15 protein-coding genes, 1 pseudogene and 1 CRISPR repeat array are annotated in these 17414 nt (G+C 53.1%); of the genes and pseudogenes, 5 read left to right on the forward strand and 11 right to left on the reverse strand.

Annotated features, from left to right (window positions below):
* Positions 1-49: 49 nt before the first annotated feature.
* Complete coding sequence (locus tag MW046_RS15750) at positions 50-1024, forward strand: hypothetical protein (RefSeq protein WP_247995495.1); 975 nt, start codon at positions 50-52, stop codon at positions 1022-1024.
* A 519-nt stretch (positions 1025-1543) separates the two neighbouring features.
* Here MW046_RS15750 and MW046_RS15755 read toward each other — a convergent pair.
* Genes MW046_RS15755 through MW046_RS15765 form a run of 3 tightly spaced genes read right to left on the reverse strand, consistent with a single transcriptional unit; the run spans position 1544 to position 3197 of the window.
* The gene (locus MW046_RS15755) at positions 1544-1939 is read right to left on the reverse strand and encodes a DUF8115 family protein (RefSeq protein ID WP_247995496.1); all 396 of its coding nucleotides are present in this window, start codon (positions 1937-1939) and stop codon (positions 1544-1546) included.
* Between the two features lie 2 nt (positions 1940-1941).
* The gene (locus MW046_RS15760; RefSeq protein ID WP_247995497.1) at positions 1942-2796 is read right to left on the reverse strand and encodes a ParA family protein; all 855 of its coding nucleotides are present in this window, start codon (positions 2794-2796) and stop codon (positions 1942-1944) included.
* Between the two features lie 2 nt (positions 2797-2798).
* The gene (locus MW046_RS15765; RefSeq protein ID WP_247995498.1) at positions 2799-3197 is read right to left on the reverse strand and encodes a hypothetical protein; all 399 of its coding nucleotides are present in this window, start codon (positions 3195-3197) and stop codon (positions 2799-2801) included.
* A 358-nt stretch (positions 3198-3555) separates the two neighbouring features.
* Here MW046_RS15765 and tcmP point away from each other — a divergent pair, with 358 nt between their 5' ends.
* On the forward strand, positions 3556-4590 hold the full coding sequence (tcmP, locus tag MW046_RS15770) for a three-Cys-motif partner protein TcmP (protein ID WP_247995499.1): 1035 nt from the start codon (positions 3556-3558) through the stop codon (positions 4588-4590).
* Positions 4591-4638: 48 nt separating this feature from the next.
* Here tcmP and MW046_RS15775 read toward each other — a convergent pair whose 3' ends face one another.
* Together MW046_RS15775 and MW046_RS15780 are read right to left on the reverse strand one after the other, a co-directional pair.
* A complete protein-coding gene (locus MW046_RS15775; protein WP_247995500.1) occupies positions 4639-5694 on the reverse strand; it encodes an SPL family radical SAM protein in 1056 nt (351 codons plus the stop codon).
* 148 nt (positions 5695-5842) lie between these two features.
* Positions 5843-5980 carry a hypothetical protein gene (locus MW046_RS15780; protein WP_247995501.1) on the reverse strand — a complete coding sequence of 46 codons (138 nt, stop codon included), beginning with the start codon at positions 5978-5980 and terminating at the stop codon, positions 5843-5845.
* Positions 5981-6428: 448 nt separating this feature from the next.
* Between MW046_RS15780 and MW046_RS15785 the strand changes: the two genes are divergently transcribed.
* Positions 6429-7121 carry an HAD family hydrolase gene (locus MW046_RS15785; protein ID WP_282190247.1) on the forward strand — a complete coding sequence of 231 codons (693 nt, stop codon included), beginning with the start codon at positions 6429-6431 and terminating at the stop codon, positions 7119-7121.
* A gap of 123 nt (positions 7122-7244) precedes the next feature.
* Here the strand turns inward: MW046_RS15785 and MW046_RS15790 are convergent, their stop codons facing one another.
* Together MW046_RS15790 and MW046_RS15795 are read right to left on the reverse strand one after the other, a co-directional pair.
* Positions 7245-8063: an IS630 family transposase gene (locus tag MW046_RS15790; protein WP_247995503.1), complete on the reverse strand. Its 819-nt coding sequence runs from the start codon at positions 8061-8063 to the stop codon at positions 7245-7247.
* Entirely contained in the window at positions 8044-8295 is a 252-nt protein-coding gene (locus MW046_RS15795) for a helix-turn-helix domain-containing protein (protein WP_247995504.1), read from the reverse strand. Before MW046_RS15795 ends, MW046_RS15790 begins: the two co-directional genes overlap by 20 nt.
* A 259-nt stretch (positions 8296-8554) precedes the next feature.
* On the opposite strand from MW046_RS15795, the gene MW046_RS15800 reads away from it, so the two are divergent.
* Positions 8555-8752: a DUF7557 family protein gene (locus tag MW046_RS15800; RefSeq protein WP_247995505.1), complete on the forward strand. Its 198-nt coding sequence runs from the start codon at positions 8555-8557 to the stop codon at positions 8750-8752.
* Complete coding sequence (locus tag MW046_RS15805; protein WP_247995506.1) at positions 8749-9036, forward strand: type II toxin-antitoxin system RelE family toxin; 288 nt, start codon at positions 8749-8751, stop codon at positions 9034-9036. Before MW046_RS15800 ends, MW046_RS15805 begins: the two co-directional genes overlap by 4 nt.
* Before the next feature lie 66 nt (positions 9037-9102).
* Here the strand turns inward: MW046_RS15805 and MW046_RS15810 are convergent, their stop codons facing one another.
* From MW046_RS15810 to MW046_RS15825, 4 genes and pseudogenes are all read right to left on the reverse strand, one after another.
* A complete protein-coding gene (locus tag MW046_RS15810) occupies positions 9103-9594 on the reverse strand; it encodes a hypothetical protein (protein WP_247995507.1) in 492 nt (163 codons plus the stop codon).
* Between the two features lie 586 nt (positions 9595-10180).
* Positions 10181-13102: a CRISPR direct-repeat array (repeat unit 30 nt; unit sequence TCTTCAACCCCACAAGGGTCCGTCTGAAAC).
* Between the two features lie 103 nt (positions 13103-13205).
* Positions 13206-13469, reverse strand: a complete 264-nt coding sequence (cas2, locus tag MW046_RS15815) for a CRISPR-associated endonuclease Cas2 (RefSeq protein ID WP_247995571.1) — start codon at positions 13467-13469, stop codon at positions 13206-13208.
* A gap of 3 nt (positions 13470-13472) precedes the next feature.
* Positions 13473-14219, reverse strand: a pseudogene (gene cas1b, locus MW046_RS15820) (type I-B CRISPR-associated endonuclease Cas1b); the annotation flags it as partial.
* A gap of 8 nt (positions 14220-14227) precedes the next feature.
* Positions 14228-16933 carry a CRISPR-associated endonuclease Cas3'' gene (locus MW046_RS15825; RefSeq protein ID WP_247995508.1) on the reverse strand — a complete coding sequence of 902 codons (2706 nt, stop codon included), beginning with the start codon at positions 16931-16933 and terminating at the stop codon, positions 14228-14230.
* Positions 16934-17414: the final 481 nt, after the last annotated feature.

The following is a 17414-nucleotide window of genomic DNA, read 5'->3' on the forward strand; positions in this document are numbered from 1 at the left end:
TTTATAAATAGAATATTTTAAGTGCCACCATTTTGTAAATGGGCAGTGGATGGAAATGACAGAGGAAAATCCAAAGCCAGAAACCATTACACACAGTCGTAGAACGCTTCTTAAAAGTGCCGGGGCTGCTACTACTGTTTTAGCTTTTGGCCCAAAATCGGTGAGTGCTCTTAGTGAAGATCACGTTCCGGTGCCAGCAGGTGTGGAAGTCCCTAAGTCTAATATCACTGTAGAGCCCACTGCTGAACCACCAGTTGATATGGATATTAAAAAACGACGGGCACACAACCGTAGCCCAGTCGTAGACCCAAATGGCAAGGAAACTAGGGATAAGGAGCAAGAGTCAGATGAGGTTGACCCAATGCCCGGCTCTAACAGTAATAGGTATCTTTCCTATGCGCGTGATGAGTATATCACGGGAAAATACCATGTGATGGAAGCAACCTTCAATGTTCCAAGTGAGCCTGCGGCGGGAAATTCAGCCGACGACACAATCATGTACTATTTCCCGGCGTTAATCAATTGTGATTCAATTTGTACTACTACTCAGTCTATTATCCAGCCAGTTCTTCAGTGGAATCAGGAGGATACAGATTTTGCATACGATTGGTCTATAGCCTCATGGTATGGTAGTGGAAGTAATGCAGACAATTATCATCGAAGTCCAGCATTAGCAGCAAACGCGGGAGATACCATATATGGTTCGATGGAATATCATTCTGACAGAAACCAATGGTATATATACACAGAAAATGTGACAGATGGCCGTTATACCGCTATTTGGGCGCCTGAATCGTTTAGTGACTATGCATGGGATCGAGCATACTGTACCTTAGAGAGTTTTTACTGGGAACAAAACTGTGATGAGCTACCCGGAAGTTCGACATTTAGGAATGTATATTTAGAAAATGCTAGTGGAAACCGTGTAAAACCAGATTGGGGAGAGAATACAGATAATGTATCATGCCTCCTAAGTTGTTTTGTGAGCAACCATGATAAAATATACCTTAGAACTCCTTATTAGGTAATGTGACATAAAGAATCTTTTTTGACATCTATACCAGAAGGCATATGTAATAACAGATATTGAATATCAACCATATGACTGAACCAACAGGATATCTCACCGCTTTGGGCCTCTATCTGAATTTTATAGAACGTATGGGTGGCATTGGACTAATAATCACATCACTTGGTAGTTTCATAGTATATCGTTCTAATGTTGTCCAAATAGTGGAAAACAGGAATGATGAACAACTAACAACAAGAACAGTCATCCAGATTATAACCGGGGGGATAATAATGATATTTGGGATCTATATGATATATAGATCATTAACTTTGCAACTGCCCGGACCTAGCTGAATTATTATCTGAGAATGAACATATAAAAGTTTCAATTTTCCCAAAGGTACAAGGGTTCGCGAGCGTGCCATACACGGTGGGTCTGGGAACAAGCGACCTCTGAGTGACAATCGCCCTGAAGACATTAGCGAGTTTTCTCCGTAGGAGTTCCTTCGAGGAGTCTGAAAAGAAGAACAGACTATAGCCCTTCTAAGGCACGGTCACGAACCGCTTCTCCCACTAACGCAAACTTGTCCGAGTCAGCTTGGCGAAGCCCCAACCGGAGCGCGAGCCGGACGAACTCGCTCTGCTCGATCGAGCCCTCAGCGTCGACGTCGAGCTGCCGGCGGAGCGACTCCCCGATCTTATCGCGCTGCTCGGGGTGCTCGGCAAGCGCACGGATGTACGCCGCTGCCGGGGCGTCCCAGATCGAGACGGTCTTCTGTTCTTCGCCCTCATCGATCCGCTCCAGTTCGTCGACGATCGCCTCTTTGAGTTCCTGCTGAGCGTCGTTATCCGCGTCCGAATCGATCCGATCTCCGTGCGACGTTTGGCGTTTGAGCTCGTCGAGATCGATGTCGTCTTCGTCGGGCATGATTAGTCCTCCAGTCGATCCAAGAGTGTTGACGCAGCACTCAGGTACGCCGACTGTGCTCTGTCGGCGGTCGTGGACGGTTCATCGATTGCGAAGGCTGTTTGACCGCTCTCAGTCGCGTTTCTGATATCCTGCGAGTATGGCACGTGCTCAGGCGCGATGCTCTCCGGGAATTTCTCTTCAAAGATCTCTAAGTAGTCCCGATCGAGCGTCCGACGGGTATCAATTTTATTCGGCAACACCAGCGACAACGAAATCTCAACACCAAAGTTGTTCCCAATCTTCTCCAAATCGCGTTCGAGTTGCTCCGCCTGCCCATCCTCGAACGATCCGGGTTCGATCGGGACAACGACGTTTTTCGCCGCCCACAAGCCATTGTAACAGATGTTGTTACTCAGACCTGGGAGATCAATGAGTACTGCATCGTACCCGAGCGGATCCACGTCTGAGTCCAGAAACCCATCAAGGCGGCTGTACCGGTCTCTCGCGTTGTCGATGTTGCCAAGATCGCCATCAAGCGAGTCTAAGCCCGGGTGAGCTGGAATGATATCTGGCCCTTCACCGGTGGCGAGGATCAAATCCTTCGTCGCCTGGTCACCGAGCTTTTTCTTGATCGTCCCCCACGACTCATCGAAAACCGTAGCGATATTCGGCCAGGCGTCGTCGTCTGCAATCCGATCCTGATACTCCGACCAGACGCCAAAATGCTTGCTCAGATCGCCTTGTTTTCCGGCCAAATCCAGCAGCAAAACGTCCTTACCTTGCTCTTCGAGAGCCACCGCGAGGTGTGCTGTACTAGTTGTCTTTCCCACGCCACCTTTATCCAGAAATGACGCGGCTCGGAGTGTCTTGCTCATGATTAGTATCCTATAGCGTTCGCTATAGTGATTCCTATAGCCATAAAGCTATCGAATAGTTGCTGAATCCTCCGGTCGAACAAACAACCAGCGACGTCCGATCCCGCGATGGCTAGCCAGACGAGATACAACCCGGGGAGAACACCTGCTACTAGCGAAGTCATCGAGTCAGTCATTGATCCAGTGGCATTGCGAGCAGCGCGGAACACGGCCCGGACGACGATCATCGCCGAGAGGATTGCCAGTCCAAGCGCGAGCGCACGGATCAACTCGCCATTGCCACCACACAAAACAGCCGTCGCTTCCGGGATGCCGACCGGACCGATCGGCAGGGCAGCCACAACACCCAGCTGCCGATCAATTGATTGTGCGATTCGTCCGCTTCCGTCGTTCTGGCGCATCATTACAACCCTATAGTATATACTATAGTGAATACTATAGTAGCTGCTACAGTTATTCCTATAGCCCGAAATCATCGATTATCGCCAGCGAAATCGAAAGGTGAAGCGAACGAACGTGCCGGGGCCTTAGTCAACAATCGGAGGAATATGGAGGAACAATGTTGACTAAGGCAAAGAGAACAACTGGACACTAACGCGTGTAACCCCGCCATAGGAATAACAACAGCCCGGAAAGATATCCCAGGCAATGGGAGATCTAGTCCATATACCTTATCCGATTCGTACTGGCATCAATCATCGACCAATATAATATTCCTCCGTGAGGTTCTTTACTTCTTATGATTATACATAAATGAATATGTCCAAAGGGCTGCTTGATAAAAATTGGATTAGCGACCAACTCGAGCGGTTTACAGCACATTCCGAGGCACTCATCGATCTCGCGCCCGATTCCGACACTGATCCCGACTACGGGCCGTTGACTGCACTCAAATTGTTTCTTATTGCCGCACAAGTCGATGTCTACACCAAAATCATCCCTAAACGGTTTGACCACACCTACTACATTGATGCTCTCGCTGGAAGCGGGCTCACTCACGTACGTGACTACGACGTTGCGATCGCCGGGTCACCACTCATCGCTGCGACTGTCTCCCATAAACCACTGGAACGCTACTACTTCGTCGAGAAAGACCATAACCGGGCTAACGCCCTTGCAGCTCGGCTCGATTACTTGCATGACAACACCACTCTGTCTATCCCCCGTGATCGGTGCGAGATCCGGATCGGCGATGCGAATGACGAAATCCCGGCTATCATGGATGAGATTAAAGAACAGGGAGACGAATACGGGTTCGGTGGTGTAAACCGATGCGCTGTCGTCGATAACGAAGCCCTTGACTTCGAGTGGGATGCGCTCAAACAATTGCTCCAACCATGGGGCGATACCCTCATCAACTTCCCCGCGACTCGGATCAGCCGCGATCAAGGAAAACAAAAGCTCAAAGAAATCACCCGCTTCTTTGGATCCCCCGAGTGGGAACAGTGCAACTCGGAAAAGGCCTATCGAGAGCTGTATACCAATCGGATCAAAGAGACGACATCGTATAACGTTAAACAACGTTCGATCAGAGTCGATAGCCGACCTGAAGCAAAACGTTACTATTACGAACTCTTGTACACGACGCGTATTACTGGTAACGAAAGTCCCTACATCAAGGCTATAGACACAGAGAAACAGCGTCTCGAGCGACTTAGTGGGGCTGACGTGGCAGCTATCCTTGATGTTCAGCACGGGGCTGAGCAAACGAATTTTCACTTCTTCGAAGAAGACACAGACACCGACACGGATGGGGCACAGCAGACTCTCACTCGATATTCAGAAGAGCTATAGCAACCTCTATAGCAGTTCCTATAGGATTAGATAGAAGGCGCTTAGCGCTTATGCCCACGTTCGAAGGTTCGGCTGCTCTAGCGACGGAGGCGATGTCGTCGGTGTCTCACGGTCGGCGAACCCTTCAGGGGATTGTCTGTTTCTCCATCCGCGTAACCAGTCTGCCACGTCCGTCGGGACGTGTTTTAGCAGCGATTTATCTGGCCACAGATGCACTGGCAGATCAAGTCCCTCACCGAGCTCCTGAACCCAGCGTAGCTGTGTGACGGCATACTCGGCCCACTGATCGCGATCTCGTAACCGCTCCAATTCCATCGCCAATTCATTCTGACCAGCCGCTTTCGCGGCCTGGACAGTCATCTGGAAATTGCCCGATCGGGGATTGATCGGTTCGTGGAAGATCACGGAGGGCTCGCATTCCGCAATTCGCTCTAACTGCTCGTGGAGGTCTGAACGGGACTGCGTTGGATACGTCGGACTCAATGAAACGTAGGTGTTCACTCCCATCTCTGAGAACTCCTTTAGTCCTCTCAGACGGTGTTCTGGAGGAGGAGTGCGGGGTTCGATCGCATGAACATGCTCTGCGTTCATACAAGGAATCGACGACCCAATCGTCACGTTCTCCCCTGCCTCAACGAAAACATCGGCATCTTGGAGTGCAAGAATCGGATTTCGAGTGAGTACCCGCGCATATCGATCGTGCTCAGCGAGTGACTGCACCACCTTACGCGTGATTTTTCCGGCGCGACCATCCATATAGCAGTCCGTCGCGAACGAGATCCCAACAATGCCACACCCCTGAGGCGTTCGCTTCCACGTTCGCTTCCGATTAAGGATACCATCAATCCGATCGATGATGCTGTCGCGGTAGAGAACGTACTGCCCCCATTCCCGTTGGGGCTGGTCAACGTCGGCATGCTCTTTGAGCATCTCGGGGCGAGCACGAATGTTCGGTGTACTTGGAACGTAGCAAAACTTACACCCGTGTTTGCAGCCGGTGGCGACGTTGATTACGTAGTCACAGAGGTGTTTACTGTGCAGCCCTGACTCACTCAACACCGCCTTCGTCGGGTCATCTCCTGTTGTGATTTCATTGCGTTTCATTGTGGGATATTACATATTAGAGCCATTAACTTCTCACTTGGATTGATGTGAAACGTATTGGTTATTACACTCTACTGCCAGCATCGTAATATTACCGCTAGTATCCCTATTTCGACTCTTAACAGAGGTCGAATGTTAGATATCGACATCACGAACACTCCAATTGAGCCTGTGTCGTTGCTGGCTCCGTCTCGAATGATGTCTGCCTCCTCGCTGGAGCAACCGGCGTCACCCCGATCACAGCCGTTCGCTGGTTCTCTTGCAGGGATGCAACTGGACCAGCCATCGTCTCCTCACCGCGTTCGTACCGATTAGCTCGCTCGGATCAGCGAATCCGAACTATACGGTGATAAATGACAGCCACGGAACCACTCCGACCGCTTACTCGAGCACCGACGCAACGTCGGGCGGTCCCACCACCCATCTGCCACCTATTTAATTATGCTATTCGTCCGTTTTCATTGTTCTGGTGTATCATTGCATCCCTATATCATATACTATAGTATTCACTATAGTAGCTGCTACAGTTATTCCTATAGCCCGAGTTATCGACAATCCACATCGAAATCAGGGCGCGAGGCGAACGGATCGTTAGGCCTTAGTCAACGATCAGGGAGAGAAAGAGGATATTGGACTCTCCCGATTCTAATGAAACACCTATACGAATAGTGAGTGCCAGACCCACAGGTGAGGGGTCACAAACGACTTAATAGGTGCCTGTGACAAACGACGTAATGACATTACGAGCGGTTCTGTTCGATCTTGATTCAACTCTCTATGTCCCTCGTCGTTCCCCCGATGCCATGGTTGCAGAAGCATTTGATCGAGCGAACGTCGAACCATACTGCACTGCCGCCGACCTCGGTACAGTTGAGAGTGAGAGTCTTGCAGCGGCCGCCAACAATGAACTCAACTACTATACGCTCTCTTTCGAAGCCGCTGCTGAACTGGCTGGAGTCCCCTCCGAAGACGCGCCAGCAGTTGCCCGTGCCTATTATGCAATCGGTGGGCACTCCGATGTCGAATGCTTACCCGGAGCGAAAGACGTTCTTCGTCATTGCAACGAAACATATACGCTCGGACTTATCACAAATGGGCTGAAAGAGATACAGCAAAAGAAAGTCGATACGCTCGGTATCAGAGAGTGGTTCGAGACGCTTGTGTTCGCCACCCCTGAACAAGGATATAAGCCCGACCCAGCCCCGTTCGAACAGGCACTTTCCGATCTCGATATAGCCTCGAACGAAACCGTTCACGTGGGGAATTCTCGAGTAGCGGACGTAGCAGGTGCTCACGCTGCCGGCATCCACTCAATATGGATCCCTTATGAAACACCTCACGAGGAAGCGACTGACAACGGCCCGGAACCGGAACAGACGCTTGATACACTACACGATCTAAAAGCAGTACTAAAAATGGATTCGTAGCTAACAGGTACTGAATCTTATTCCCTGGATTAGATCCTATCATGAAGCACGTCCTTGCTTACAGAGTGGAAGATATATTTTCTATCTGACATCCTTCTTGCCCACTCCTTCTATCGAAATACGTCATTTCAGCCCGAAGTCAAGCTCGGCTGCTTTGAGAAAGCCCTGCAGGAGTTCCGGTTGCTCATCCTTGGCCGCAATCGACTGGTCAACACGGGCTTCTAAGGTATCAATGTCTTCTGGGACGTAGTTCGACAGTTCTCCATATTTCGTGTGCCCCCAAACCTGCTCGACAGGATTCAATTCCGGGGCATATGGTGGCAGATATTCTATGTCAAGCGCCAGTGACGTATCATCGAATGCCTCCTCAAGGAGTCGTGCTGCCTTTTTGTGACCGGCCCAGTTGTCCAACACGAGAATACTGTCCTGCCACCGATACCGCAGGTCATCGCGGAGCAGTTCGTAAATGATCCAGCCGGTATAGTGTTTCTCTCTGATCCAGAAGAACAGTCCCACGTCCGGAGGCTGTTCATTGTCACGGAGCGTTACCAAGAGAGCGGTGAACACTGAGAGCCGCCCCTGCCGCGTCCAACTGTACTGGACTGGTGTCTCACCGCGTGGGGCCCAGGTACGGCGCACGACCGGATCTAAGTAGAATCCGCACTCGTCGACGAACACGAGAGTGTATCCCTCCGTTCGCGCTTTTTTTATCGCTGGCCAGGTTTCAGTCATCCAGCGGCGAATCTCCTCGTCGTCGCGCTCACGTGCGCGCTGTTCCGGTTTCTGGCAACTCCAGCCCATCTTCCGGAGATACCGCCACACCGAGGAACTGGAGACTGAGATATCGAACTCTCGTTCGATGATCTCCGCGATACGGTCAAGGGTCCAGAGATTGGTCTCAAACCCATGTGCTTGAGGGCCTTCACGAGAGGCGTTCCTCAAGGGTTGGATAGTGTTCTTCGGCCAGCTTTGGCTTGCGGCCGTTCGTTCGCGGTGCGGCGGCGAGTCCCTCCTCGCCCTCCTCTTCATACGCAACGTTCCACCGCGAGCCCGAGCCAGGATGGACGCCAACAACCTCGGCAACCTCTCGAACGCCGTGTCCGAGTTCGAGCAGATCGACCGCACGGCGTCTGCGCGCTTCGAGTTCAGCTTTGGTGCCGGTCGGTCGGGTCATAGTCGTTTGTTGGACCTGCAATTCTGTGTTTCTTTGTGCTCCGGGAAGTCAACAGCGGTTGTTATATAAGACCACGATACTGCTAATGCAACTAGTCTCATAGTGATACCATACTGATCTCGATCCAGCGTCAGTTGAGGGTTTGACCAGACGCCACAGATGTCTCATATGGTAGGTCACGAGCGACATGTTTATTGGCGACCTTCGAGAATATTTCACATGGCGTTGCACATGTGCCACATGTGCAACGCTATTCACCATGAGCGCAGACAAACGCATTCGAGTCTCGGAAGAACGGCGCGAACAACTACACGAACTGAAGGGCGTTGGGGAGTCCTACGACGAGGTGATCGAACAGCTCATTCAGGAGCACAATCGCAAGCGACTGGCCGAGAAGATGCGCGAGGTCGACGAGATGGATTCGGACGAATTTGTGCCACTCAATGATGACGAATGAGTTACGAGGTTTTGCTGCATCCCGACGTTGATGAATTCCTCCGGTCGCTGGACGAGAAGAGCGAACGGATCTGTCGGGACAATCTCGCGTACCTTGAAGAGAATCCCTACCCAGGTCGAGGACAGGGCGACAAAGAAGGGCTTGTAATCGACGGCGATGATCGGTACCGACAGCACATCAGCCATGAGTACACCGTGTTCTACGATATTTATGAGGAGAGGAACGAGGTGCGTGTGACCGAAATCCTTCCGATTGACGACGCACACAAGCGTTACGGGTATTGATAGGCGTTTGCGTTACCACCGTTCCGGGGGGTAGAATACGATGTTGACCGTTGAGAAGGCGTTGTATCACGAGGTCGGCATGACGGCGATCTCCAGCCCCCAATGCTTTGCACACTCAACGATGTCAAACCAGCCGTTGCGCTGGCTTTGCTCGGGGTCTGCTGTCTTCGAGACCGACTGAATTTCAGGATGATACACGTGTATTGAGAAGATAGCAGGCTCACCGTCTTCATCAAGCCAGAGGGAAGCGTGATCCGAGTGCGGGGGCTTGTGTGGTGGCCTCTCGCCCTTTCCCACCGTTTCGAGTTCCCGATCGATCCAGGAGCGGTCACACGAACACTCGTCTTCTCCCGTGATTAGCCGTCGGAAGCATGGTTTCTCTGCCTGTTCATCAACCTTCCAAGCGTTCTTGAATCGCTCTCTCAATTCGTCTTCGAGTGCATCAGCGATCGCTCGCCGGACACCCTCCCCCGGTTCCTGATCGTCGTCAGCGTACTCCTGCACGGTGGAAACGAATGCTTGGTATGCAGGACTCAGGGAGCGATTGAAGCGGCTCATGCGCCGTTTCGACGGTCTAGCTGACTATGGTTGTTGTGACAATCCAAAAACAACGGAAGTGAGGGGTGTGATCGTTGTGCTCTCGGGTGATTTTCTGTTTGCAGATGGGGTGTCGTCGGTGCGATCGGTTGGTACTCTCTCAGGCACCACTGGAACCGGTGGTGTGGTATCGTCGCGTAGTCCGTTGATTTTTCACTCGAAATTCGGTGTGTCCTCTCCTCGCGCTCGGGCAATGTGCCTCCAGCCCCCGAGTGAGAATCGGTCCCAGTGTGGGGTAACTCCCGGCCCTTACTCATCGACGAGTTCGCTTTCGCCACGATACTGCACCTCGTCGGTGTCCTGTTCCCACATCCAGAGGGAGAGACATTTACAGGAGTACTCGACGGCGATGGGGTCGCTGTCTCCGTCATGGATGACCGCCTGTCCGTGGAGTTGTCGTCCGCAGTTTGGGTAGTCATGCCAGTCCTTGGGGGATGCACCTCTAGGGAACGGTCGTGCCCCCGCCCACTGGGCTGATGGGGCGCTTCAACACCAGCTTGGTACTTCTGAAACGCCATGTCGATCCGCGAGGGCGATCGACTATCAGACCTCAACCCCACAAGAGTCCGTCTGAAACTCCGTGCATCACTCGGTTTTCGTCGAGTGGGATCGGCTTCAACCCCACAAGGGTCCGTCTGAAACAGGGATTGGGCAGATAAACGCTGTCCTGAAAATAACGCTTCAACCCCACAAGGGTCCGTCTGAAACCACTCGGCCCTCGAGTCGGCGACCTATTCCGAGGACGCTTCAACCCCACAAGGGTCCGTCTGAAACTGGCCGAGAACATGTGTTTCGCGGTGGGTTCGTAGTAGCTTCAACCCCACAAGGGTCCGTCTGAAACGAGGATCTCAACCGCCATCCAACCGATCGCAAAGCTTCAACCCCACAAGGGTCCGTCTGAAACCGGACTCCTCGACGCCGTCGCATAGCAACCGAGAACTGCTTCAACCCCACAAGGGTCCGTCTGAAACTGGGAAGTGTTTTCCGGACACCATCCAATAGCAGTTGCTTCAACCCCACAAGGGTCCGTCTGAAACATTGCGGGCCGTAGACATTGGTGTGACGAAGCATACGCTTCAACCCCACAAGGGTCCGTCTGAAACCGACGACGATCTCGATGACTGGGACGAGATCGAGGTGGCTTCAACCCCACAAGGGTCCGTCTGAAACTTGTTGTTCGGGGTCTAAGACCAATGCGAGCCAGAGTCTTCAACCCCACAAGGGTCCGTCTGAAACCGGCGAGTACGACGCCGGGGGGATTTCGTTCGAGACTCTTCAACCCCACAAGGGTCCGTCTGAAACTACGTGACCACACTCCGGGCACGTCCGATGTTCATTCTTCAACCCCACAAGGGTCCGTCTGAAACGCGCGAGACGTTCAAATCATCTGCCAAATTTGCGGTCTTCAACCCCACAAGGGTCCGTCTGAAACACGTGAACGCCCCCCATGCCCCCCGAGCCCAGTTCATTCTTCAACCCCACAAGGGTCCGTCTGAAACGCGCGCCTCTGTGTCGCTCTCCTGCTCGACGGAGATCTTCAACCCCACAAGGGTCCGTCTGAAACTCAAGATCATCCAGATCGTCTGCGTCCATGCTACCGTTCTTCAACCCCACAAGGGTCCGTCTGAAACCGACGGCGGAGATGTCCGCGAGTGCATCGTCTCGAATCTTCAACCCCACAAGGGTCCGTCTGAAACGCGTGCACGCAGTGGCGTCGAGTCGCCCAGATCTCTTCAACCCCACAAGGGTCCGTCTGAAACTCGATGAGGCGGCACTGGTCGAGGACGGCGTCTATGATCTTCAACCCCACAAGGGTCCGTCTGAAACGAGGCGACCAGCGATGAGTAGCGTCTCGTTCAGCTGTCTTCAACCCCACAAGGGTCCGTCTGAAACCGTTGTATGGTTCTTGGCTCCCGTCTCGATCCCGGCTCTTCAACCCCACAAGGGTCCGTCTGAAACTCGCAACCGGTATCGGACCGACAGGGGAGATCACCTCTTCAACCCCACAAGGGTCCGTCTGAAACTGAACGTTCCAGTTGTCTTCGGTGCAAACTCGTGAATCTTCAACCCCACAAGGGTCCGTCTGAAACGTGGCAGCGCGTTCTTCGTTCGCCGCGTAGACGCGTCTTCAACCCCACAAGGGTCCGTCTGAAACCGTGTTTCTCGCCGTAGCCGTCGCCAGCGTACAGCTCTTCAACCCCACAAGGGTCCGTCTGAAACCTCCGGAGGATGTTATCGATGGGAGGGACATTGAATTCTTCAACCCCACAAGGGTCCGTCTGAAACTTGCGGGCACCGATGCCTGCGCTGCCGATTCGTGCGATCTTCAACCCCACAAGGGTCCGTCTGAAACCCGTGGCTCGGCTATGCTCAGGACCGAGGGCGCATCACTTCAACCCCACAAGGGTCCGTCTGAAACGCGTTTCAAATGGACCTCCTTGCCGTTCTTGCACGACTTCAACCCCACAAGGGTCCGTCTGAAACCTGTTCGGCTGTGAGACTCACCGCGATTCTCTCGCTACTTCAACCCCACAAGGGTCCGTCTGAAACTTGGTCTGCATCGCAGTCCGGATCGCGGGGAGCATACTTCAACCCCACAAGGGTCCGTCTGAAACGAGGGAGGGAAGATGGGGAGGGTGTTCTGATGGCCACTTCAACCCCACAAGGGTCCGTCTGAAACAGCGCGCCCACGAGCATGGCTATTCGATCACGTCCCACTTCAACCCCACAAGGGTCCGTCTGAAACGTAGATGTTGATGTACTCGGCGACCGATTCGAGCGCACTTCAACCCCACAAGGGTCCGTCTGAAACTTGATCTTCTTGAGCGATTAGGGATGTCGCTTAGAACTTCAACCCCACAAGGGTCCGTCTGAAACCACGTGCTTCACGAGTCCACCCTTCACCCTGGGGGCGACTTCAACCCCACAAGGGTCCGTCTGAAACCAATGCCAGACGCCCTTGATGCTCTCATAGGAGTCACTTCAACCCCACAAGGGTCCGTCTGAAACTCGGTGTTGCCTCCCTCGTCGATATAGGCGCGCGACTTCAACCCCACAAGGGTCCGTCTGAAACCATGTCCATGCCTCCGGTAAGTCTTCGTCCTCTCACTTCAACCCCACAAGGGTCCGTCTGAAACTCGACGAAGGGGTACTTCCTCATCGAACAACAGACAACTTCAACCCCACAAGGGTCCGTCTGAAACAACGCATGGGGGTGCGCACGCGTCGACGACGGTCCCACTTCAACCCCACAAGGGTCCGTCTGAAACAAACGGCACTATGCGCTGCCGAGTCGAGGCAACCAAGGACTTCAACCCCACAAGGGTCCGTCTGAAACAAGATTTATGGGGTTGTGGAATAGTGTGTTTGTTGAGACTTCAACCCCACAAGGGTCCGTCTGAAACGCGATGCGGCAGGGGATGTCGCTGAGATGGGTGATACTTCAACCCCACAAGGGTCCGTCTGAAACCATAGCCAATTCACCGGCTATAGAGTCCCCTGTATCTGAATTCACATCAGAATTTCCATCGACCTTCGGTAGCCTCATTACCCCCGGGGGTCGATGGAATTGGCTACAAGAACTGCTGGTCGTCCATTGGATCCTCACCGAATACGAACCTCTCAACGTACTTCTCCGAGGCCATTCGGTATACCATCACGGATTCACTAGGGTCGAGCATTGATTCCAGAGTCGTCTTCATCTCCTCAAGCGTGCCTTCGGTCAGCTCTCCTTCGAACACGGAGTTCTGAACGTGGGTCAGATACCTGCGGAGATACTTGAGAAACTTGGATGTCCGGTTGGCCTGCACGTCGTAGACGACGATGACATATGGCAGGGGCTACCACCACCGTTCAAATGGGACGTACTCCTCGCCAGTGAGGAGATGTTTCTTCAGTTTGTATACTTCGATACGTAGTAGGTACTGGTAGCTCACCTTCCGATTCAACTGCGGATGTTCGATGGTTTCATCGAGCGTTTTCTCGAACGCCTTTGAGAACGTCTTTCGTCCAGTCTCGTCGAGCAGGCACGAGTTGAGGTCGTTCTCGAACTCGTTCAGACCCAACTGGTTCCGGTTCACGACGCGGAAGATGACGCGGTCGGAGAGCAGTGGTTTGAACAGGTCTGCGATATCGAGTGCAAGCGAGTATCGTCGTTCACCTGGTTCGTGGAGGAAGCTCACAGCCGGGTCCAGTGCGGTCGCACGGATTGCCGAAACGACGTTGGCGTACACGAGCGAGTTGCCAAACGAGATGAGACTGTTCACCTCGTTGCTCGGTGGATTGTACTGGCGGCCAGCGAACACGAAGCCCTCCGGAAGCACGTCGTCGAAGATTGAGTAGTACGCACGGCGTGCGGTCGCCTCGACACCCATCAACTCCGTTGTGTCCATCCCTTCCTCAAGGGCTGCCGACTGAGCCTCCAGTCGCGTGATGACGTCTTCGAACTCGTGGTCACGTCGATCGTAGTACTTCACGTTCGATCGCATGTTGTGGATACTCCCCTGGATGATTTTTCGCGCGATTGATTGCCGTCGCTCGGGGGTGTCGTAGGCACGGACCTGTTCGACGACCGTCCGTCCCGATGTCTATCCTTCTACTCCGACAGCACGGGCGGCATGACGCCACGCCCATGAACAAGGGAATAGTCCTCAACCGAGGTGAGCACAGAGAGTGGCTCTTCCGTGTTAATCGCAAGCTCATCAAGGGCTGGCTGTGTCGTTGTGGTCTTCGGTATCGACACGAGGGTCTGTTTGAGTGCGGAGAGCAGTGCGTCCGCCGCCTCAAACGCGCGAGCATTCTTCGACACGTGGAAGTTCTCAAGATACTCGGTTTCATGCGCGATAGGAATCAGGATTTCCTCTGTTTCGTAGTCCTGCCTGATAAGCGATGCCTGCCGTAGCTCCTCCCCACAGGCGCGATCGACGTACCGTGCGAGTTCGTCATCGCGCTCACTAGAGCGATCCTGAGCGTGGACAGCATCGTAATAGCATTTGACAGCACGACTAATCATCGTATGTTCGGGCAGCGACGCCCCAGCGGGAGCGTCATCTGGACACACTGCCCGCAGGGCCTTTCTCGTTGGGCCCAGTAAGTCCCGCTCAAATCCGTATACCGCTCGTGATGGTGGACAGTCACCATCTTCAGCCCCCAATCGCCAGAGAACCACCGTGCCATCAGCCCCATCGTATGACCGATTACACCGCCCAGCCGCCTGCACAAGCGACGGAAGAGGCGCAACATCACGATACAGCCGATCCACACTCATGTCAACACCCGCTTCGACAAGTTGCGTCGATGTTATCACGAGCGAGACATCATCGAACGGTGTTGTCTGCTCCGCTGCGAGCAGGCGTCGCACACAGGCAATAAGAATCGTGCGGTCAATCGGGCGCACTCGTGTTGTTAGTGTTGCCAGCAGGTAGTCAGTGGCAGTGTCGGCTGCAGCGAGATAGTTGAGGTACGCCGCCGCCGCTTGGTCGATGACATCTGACGATGGCTCAGCAGCCATCTTTTTTTCTTCGATGTCGGCCACCTCTCTGGCACGTCCAACATTCGTGGTGGTCTCGTAGACCCGAGCAAGCCAGTCCGTCTCCTCATAGAATGCAAGCAGGTGCTCACCGAGATGTGTTGTTGGCACCTCGCGTGTCTTAAAGCGCGCGTCAATCCGCTCGCTCAGCCCGCAGGCACTCCGAACAGTATTACAGATCGCAAGCACCGTCTCGCGCTCTTCTGTTGCAGTGATATCTTCCATGAGTCGATCGGTTGCACTCGCTGGTGAGCGAGGAGGAGCTGTCCCAGTTGTCAGGTACTCTATGAGTGAGTCGTCGAGGAGATAGTCGACACGAGGGTTGTCTTCGAGGAAAGAGAGATACGGTGAACGGTCCGGAATAAGGCGACTGGGGGAGAGATCGTCGCTAATCTGATCGATGATCCGTGGTTGTGTCGCGGTCATGAATATGACTGTCGCGTTGTACTGCTCGACGACGATCGAGATGAGGCGGCTGATAAGATGCCACCACTCCATCGAGAGCGCTTGGGGTTCATCAAGGACGATGATGCTGTCTTGCAAGGCTGGTAATTTGATCGATTGGGTGTTTGCTGGGCCAGCAACAGACTCAAACAACTGAACGAATGTAGTCAGGACGAGCGAGGCCAACCATGTTTCGCCGTAGAGTACCTCGTCACCCGTATTCGGATGGTCTTTGATTTCGATAGCATCAGTACGTGTCTGGAGTTGCTTAAGATGGTGATGGATAGTGTACTGGGGAGATCCACTCTGCACATTGAAGACGGTCTGAATGTCATTGTCAACCTGATCGATCACAGATGTGTATGGAAGGGCGTAGATGACGCGCCCATCTTTCTCTTCGGCGAGTGTGAGGGCAGCCTCAAGTCCCGTGAATGTCTTTCCGAAGCCAGTCGGGAGAGTAAGTGTACAGACGTCTTCACCAGCTCGATACTGCTTCAAGAGGCGCTCCCGAGCCGTCATCCGCGCCTGATCGCGAAGATCGTTAAGCTGGCCCTGAATCCCACTGCGGTCCGGAAACGAGTCGATCTGTTCCTGAATGGCACTAGGGTCGAATGCGACAGGTGATCCGCTTGGGGCGGTCATCCCAGACGCATTTAGTTTGTCCGCACACGTGAGGAGTGACCAGAGATTGAGTACAGTCGTATAGAAGTCATCGCTCGGACTAGTGTTGCTTGTCACCAAGAGATCGGAATACTGTTCAGGACAGTTGGATGGGATGTCCGACCAGGTGAGGAGACCATCGGTAGCCTCCGTTAGGAGTTCAGTGGCAAGGGATGCGGTATGTGTCTCGATATTCATCAGCTGTGTGCGAACGCGATCAAATCGCTGGGAGCGATACCCACTGACTCCATTCGGATCAACCTCTCCTAAGTGATCGTCCTCGTAATTCGGAATCGTCAGGTGGTGTTTTGCGACCGCATAGAAGGCGGCGGTTCGGAGGTTACCGGAGATCGCCGGGTAGTCAGGATGTGTATCCAGACAGTAGAGCGCATGCACCGTCACAAATGCACTACTGAGGCTATGATACCGATACCGATCCTGCGGTTCTCTCGAATCATCTTCGTGAATGTATTGTTGGAAGTACTGGGTTAGTTTTCCAATATCGTGGAGATAAGCGATTGTGCGTGCAGTCACGCGAAAAGCCGCGTCATCGCCAAGTGCGGTGGTAGAGAGGAGCGTATCAACATTCTCTTTAACGCCAGCAAGATGCTCGGAGAGTGGCTGGTCAGGGCGGGCAATAATCTCTGCGTTCGTGGTATATGTTGTCATTATGAGGGATCGCCTCGTTGCTGGTATATCGTTACGGCTGCTTCGGAAGGCATGAATGTGTCGTCTATCACAGTAGTTCACTGAGCTGTGTGAAGATGACACTACCAACGATACAAGTAATTTCTATTTGTAGGAAGCCAGAGCCACAAAGCTTATGCTACACTCCCGACCTGTTCTTGATGCGTACATCAAATGGATATGAAATACCTATGAACGCACCCAGCACGATGCAACTACGAAACCAACATGGTCTAGGAAGAGCGGTCCCAAAATGGTCACATCTCAGCGTTTCACAGCGAAAGCGGAGCTTTTTGGTAGGTTCCACCGATAGTAGGAGACACCCTACGACAGTCCTACATCGGACAGCAGACCTAGATTGGATTGAAGATATTTGTAGGACGCCACTGATAGGGGCTCTTTCAGCTGACCCACGATTGGGTCATTTCCAAGCACCCGATCGAACAGGCGACTGTCACGCTAA

It is taken from the genome of Halocatena salina (genome assembly GCF_023115355.1).
Lineage (GTDB): Archaea > Halobacteriota > Halobacteria > Halobacteriales > Haloarculaceae > Halocatena > Halocatena salina.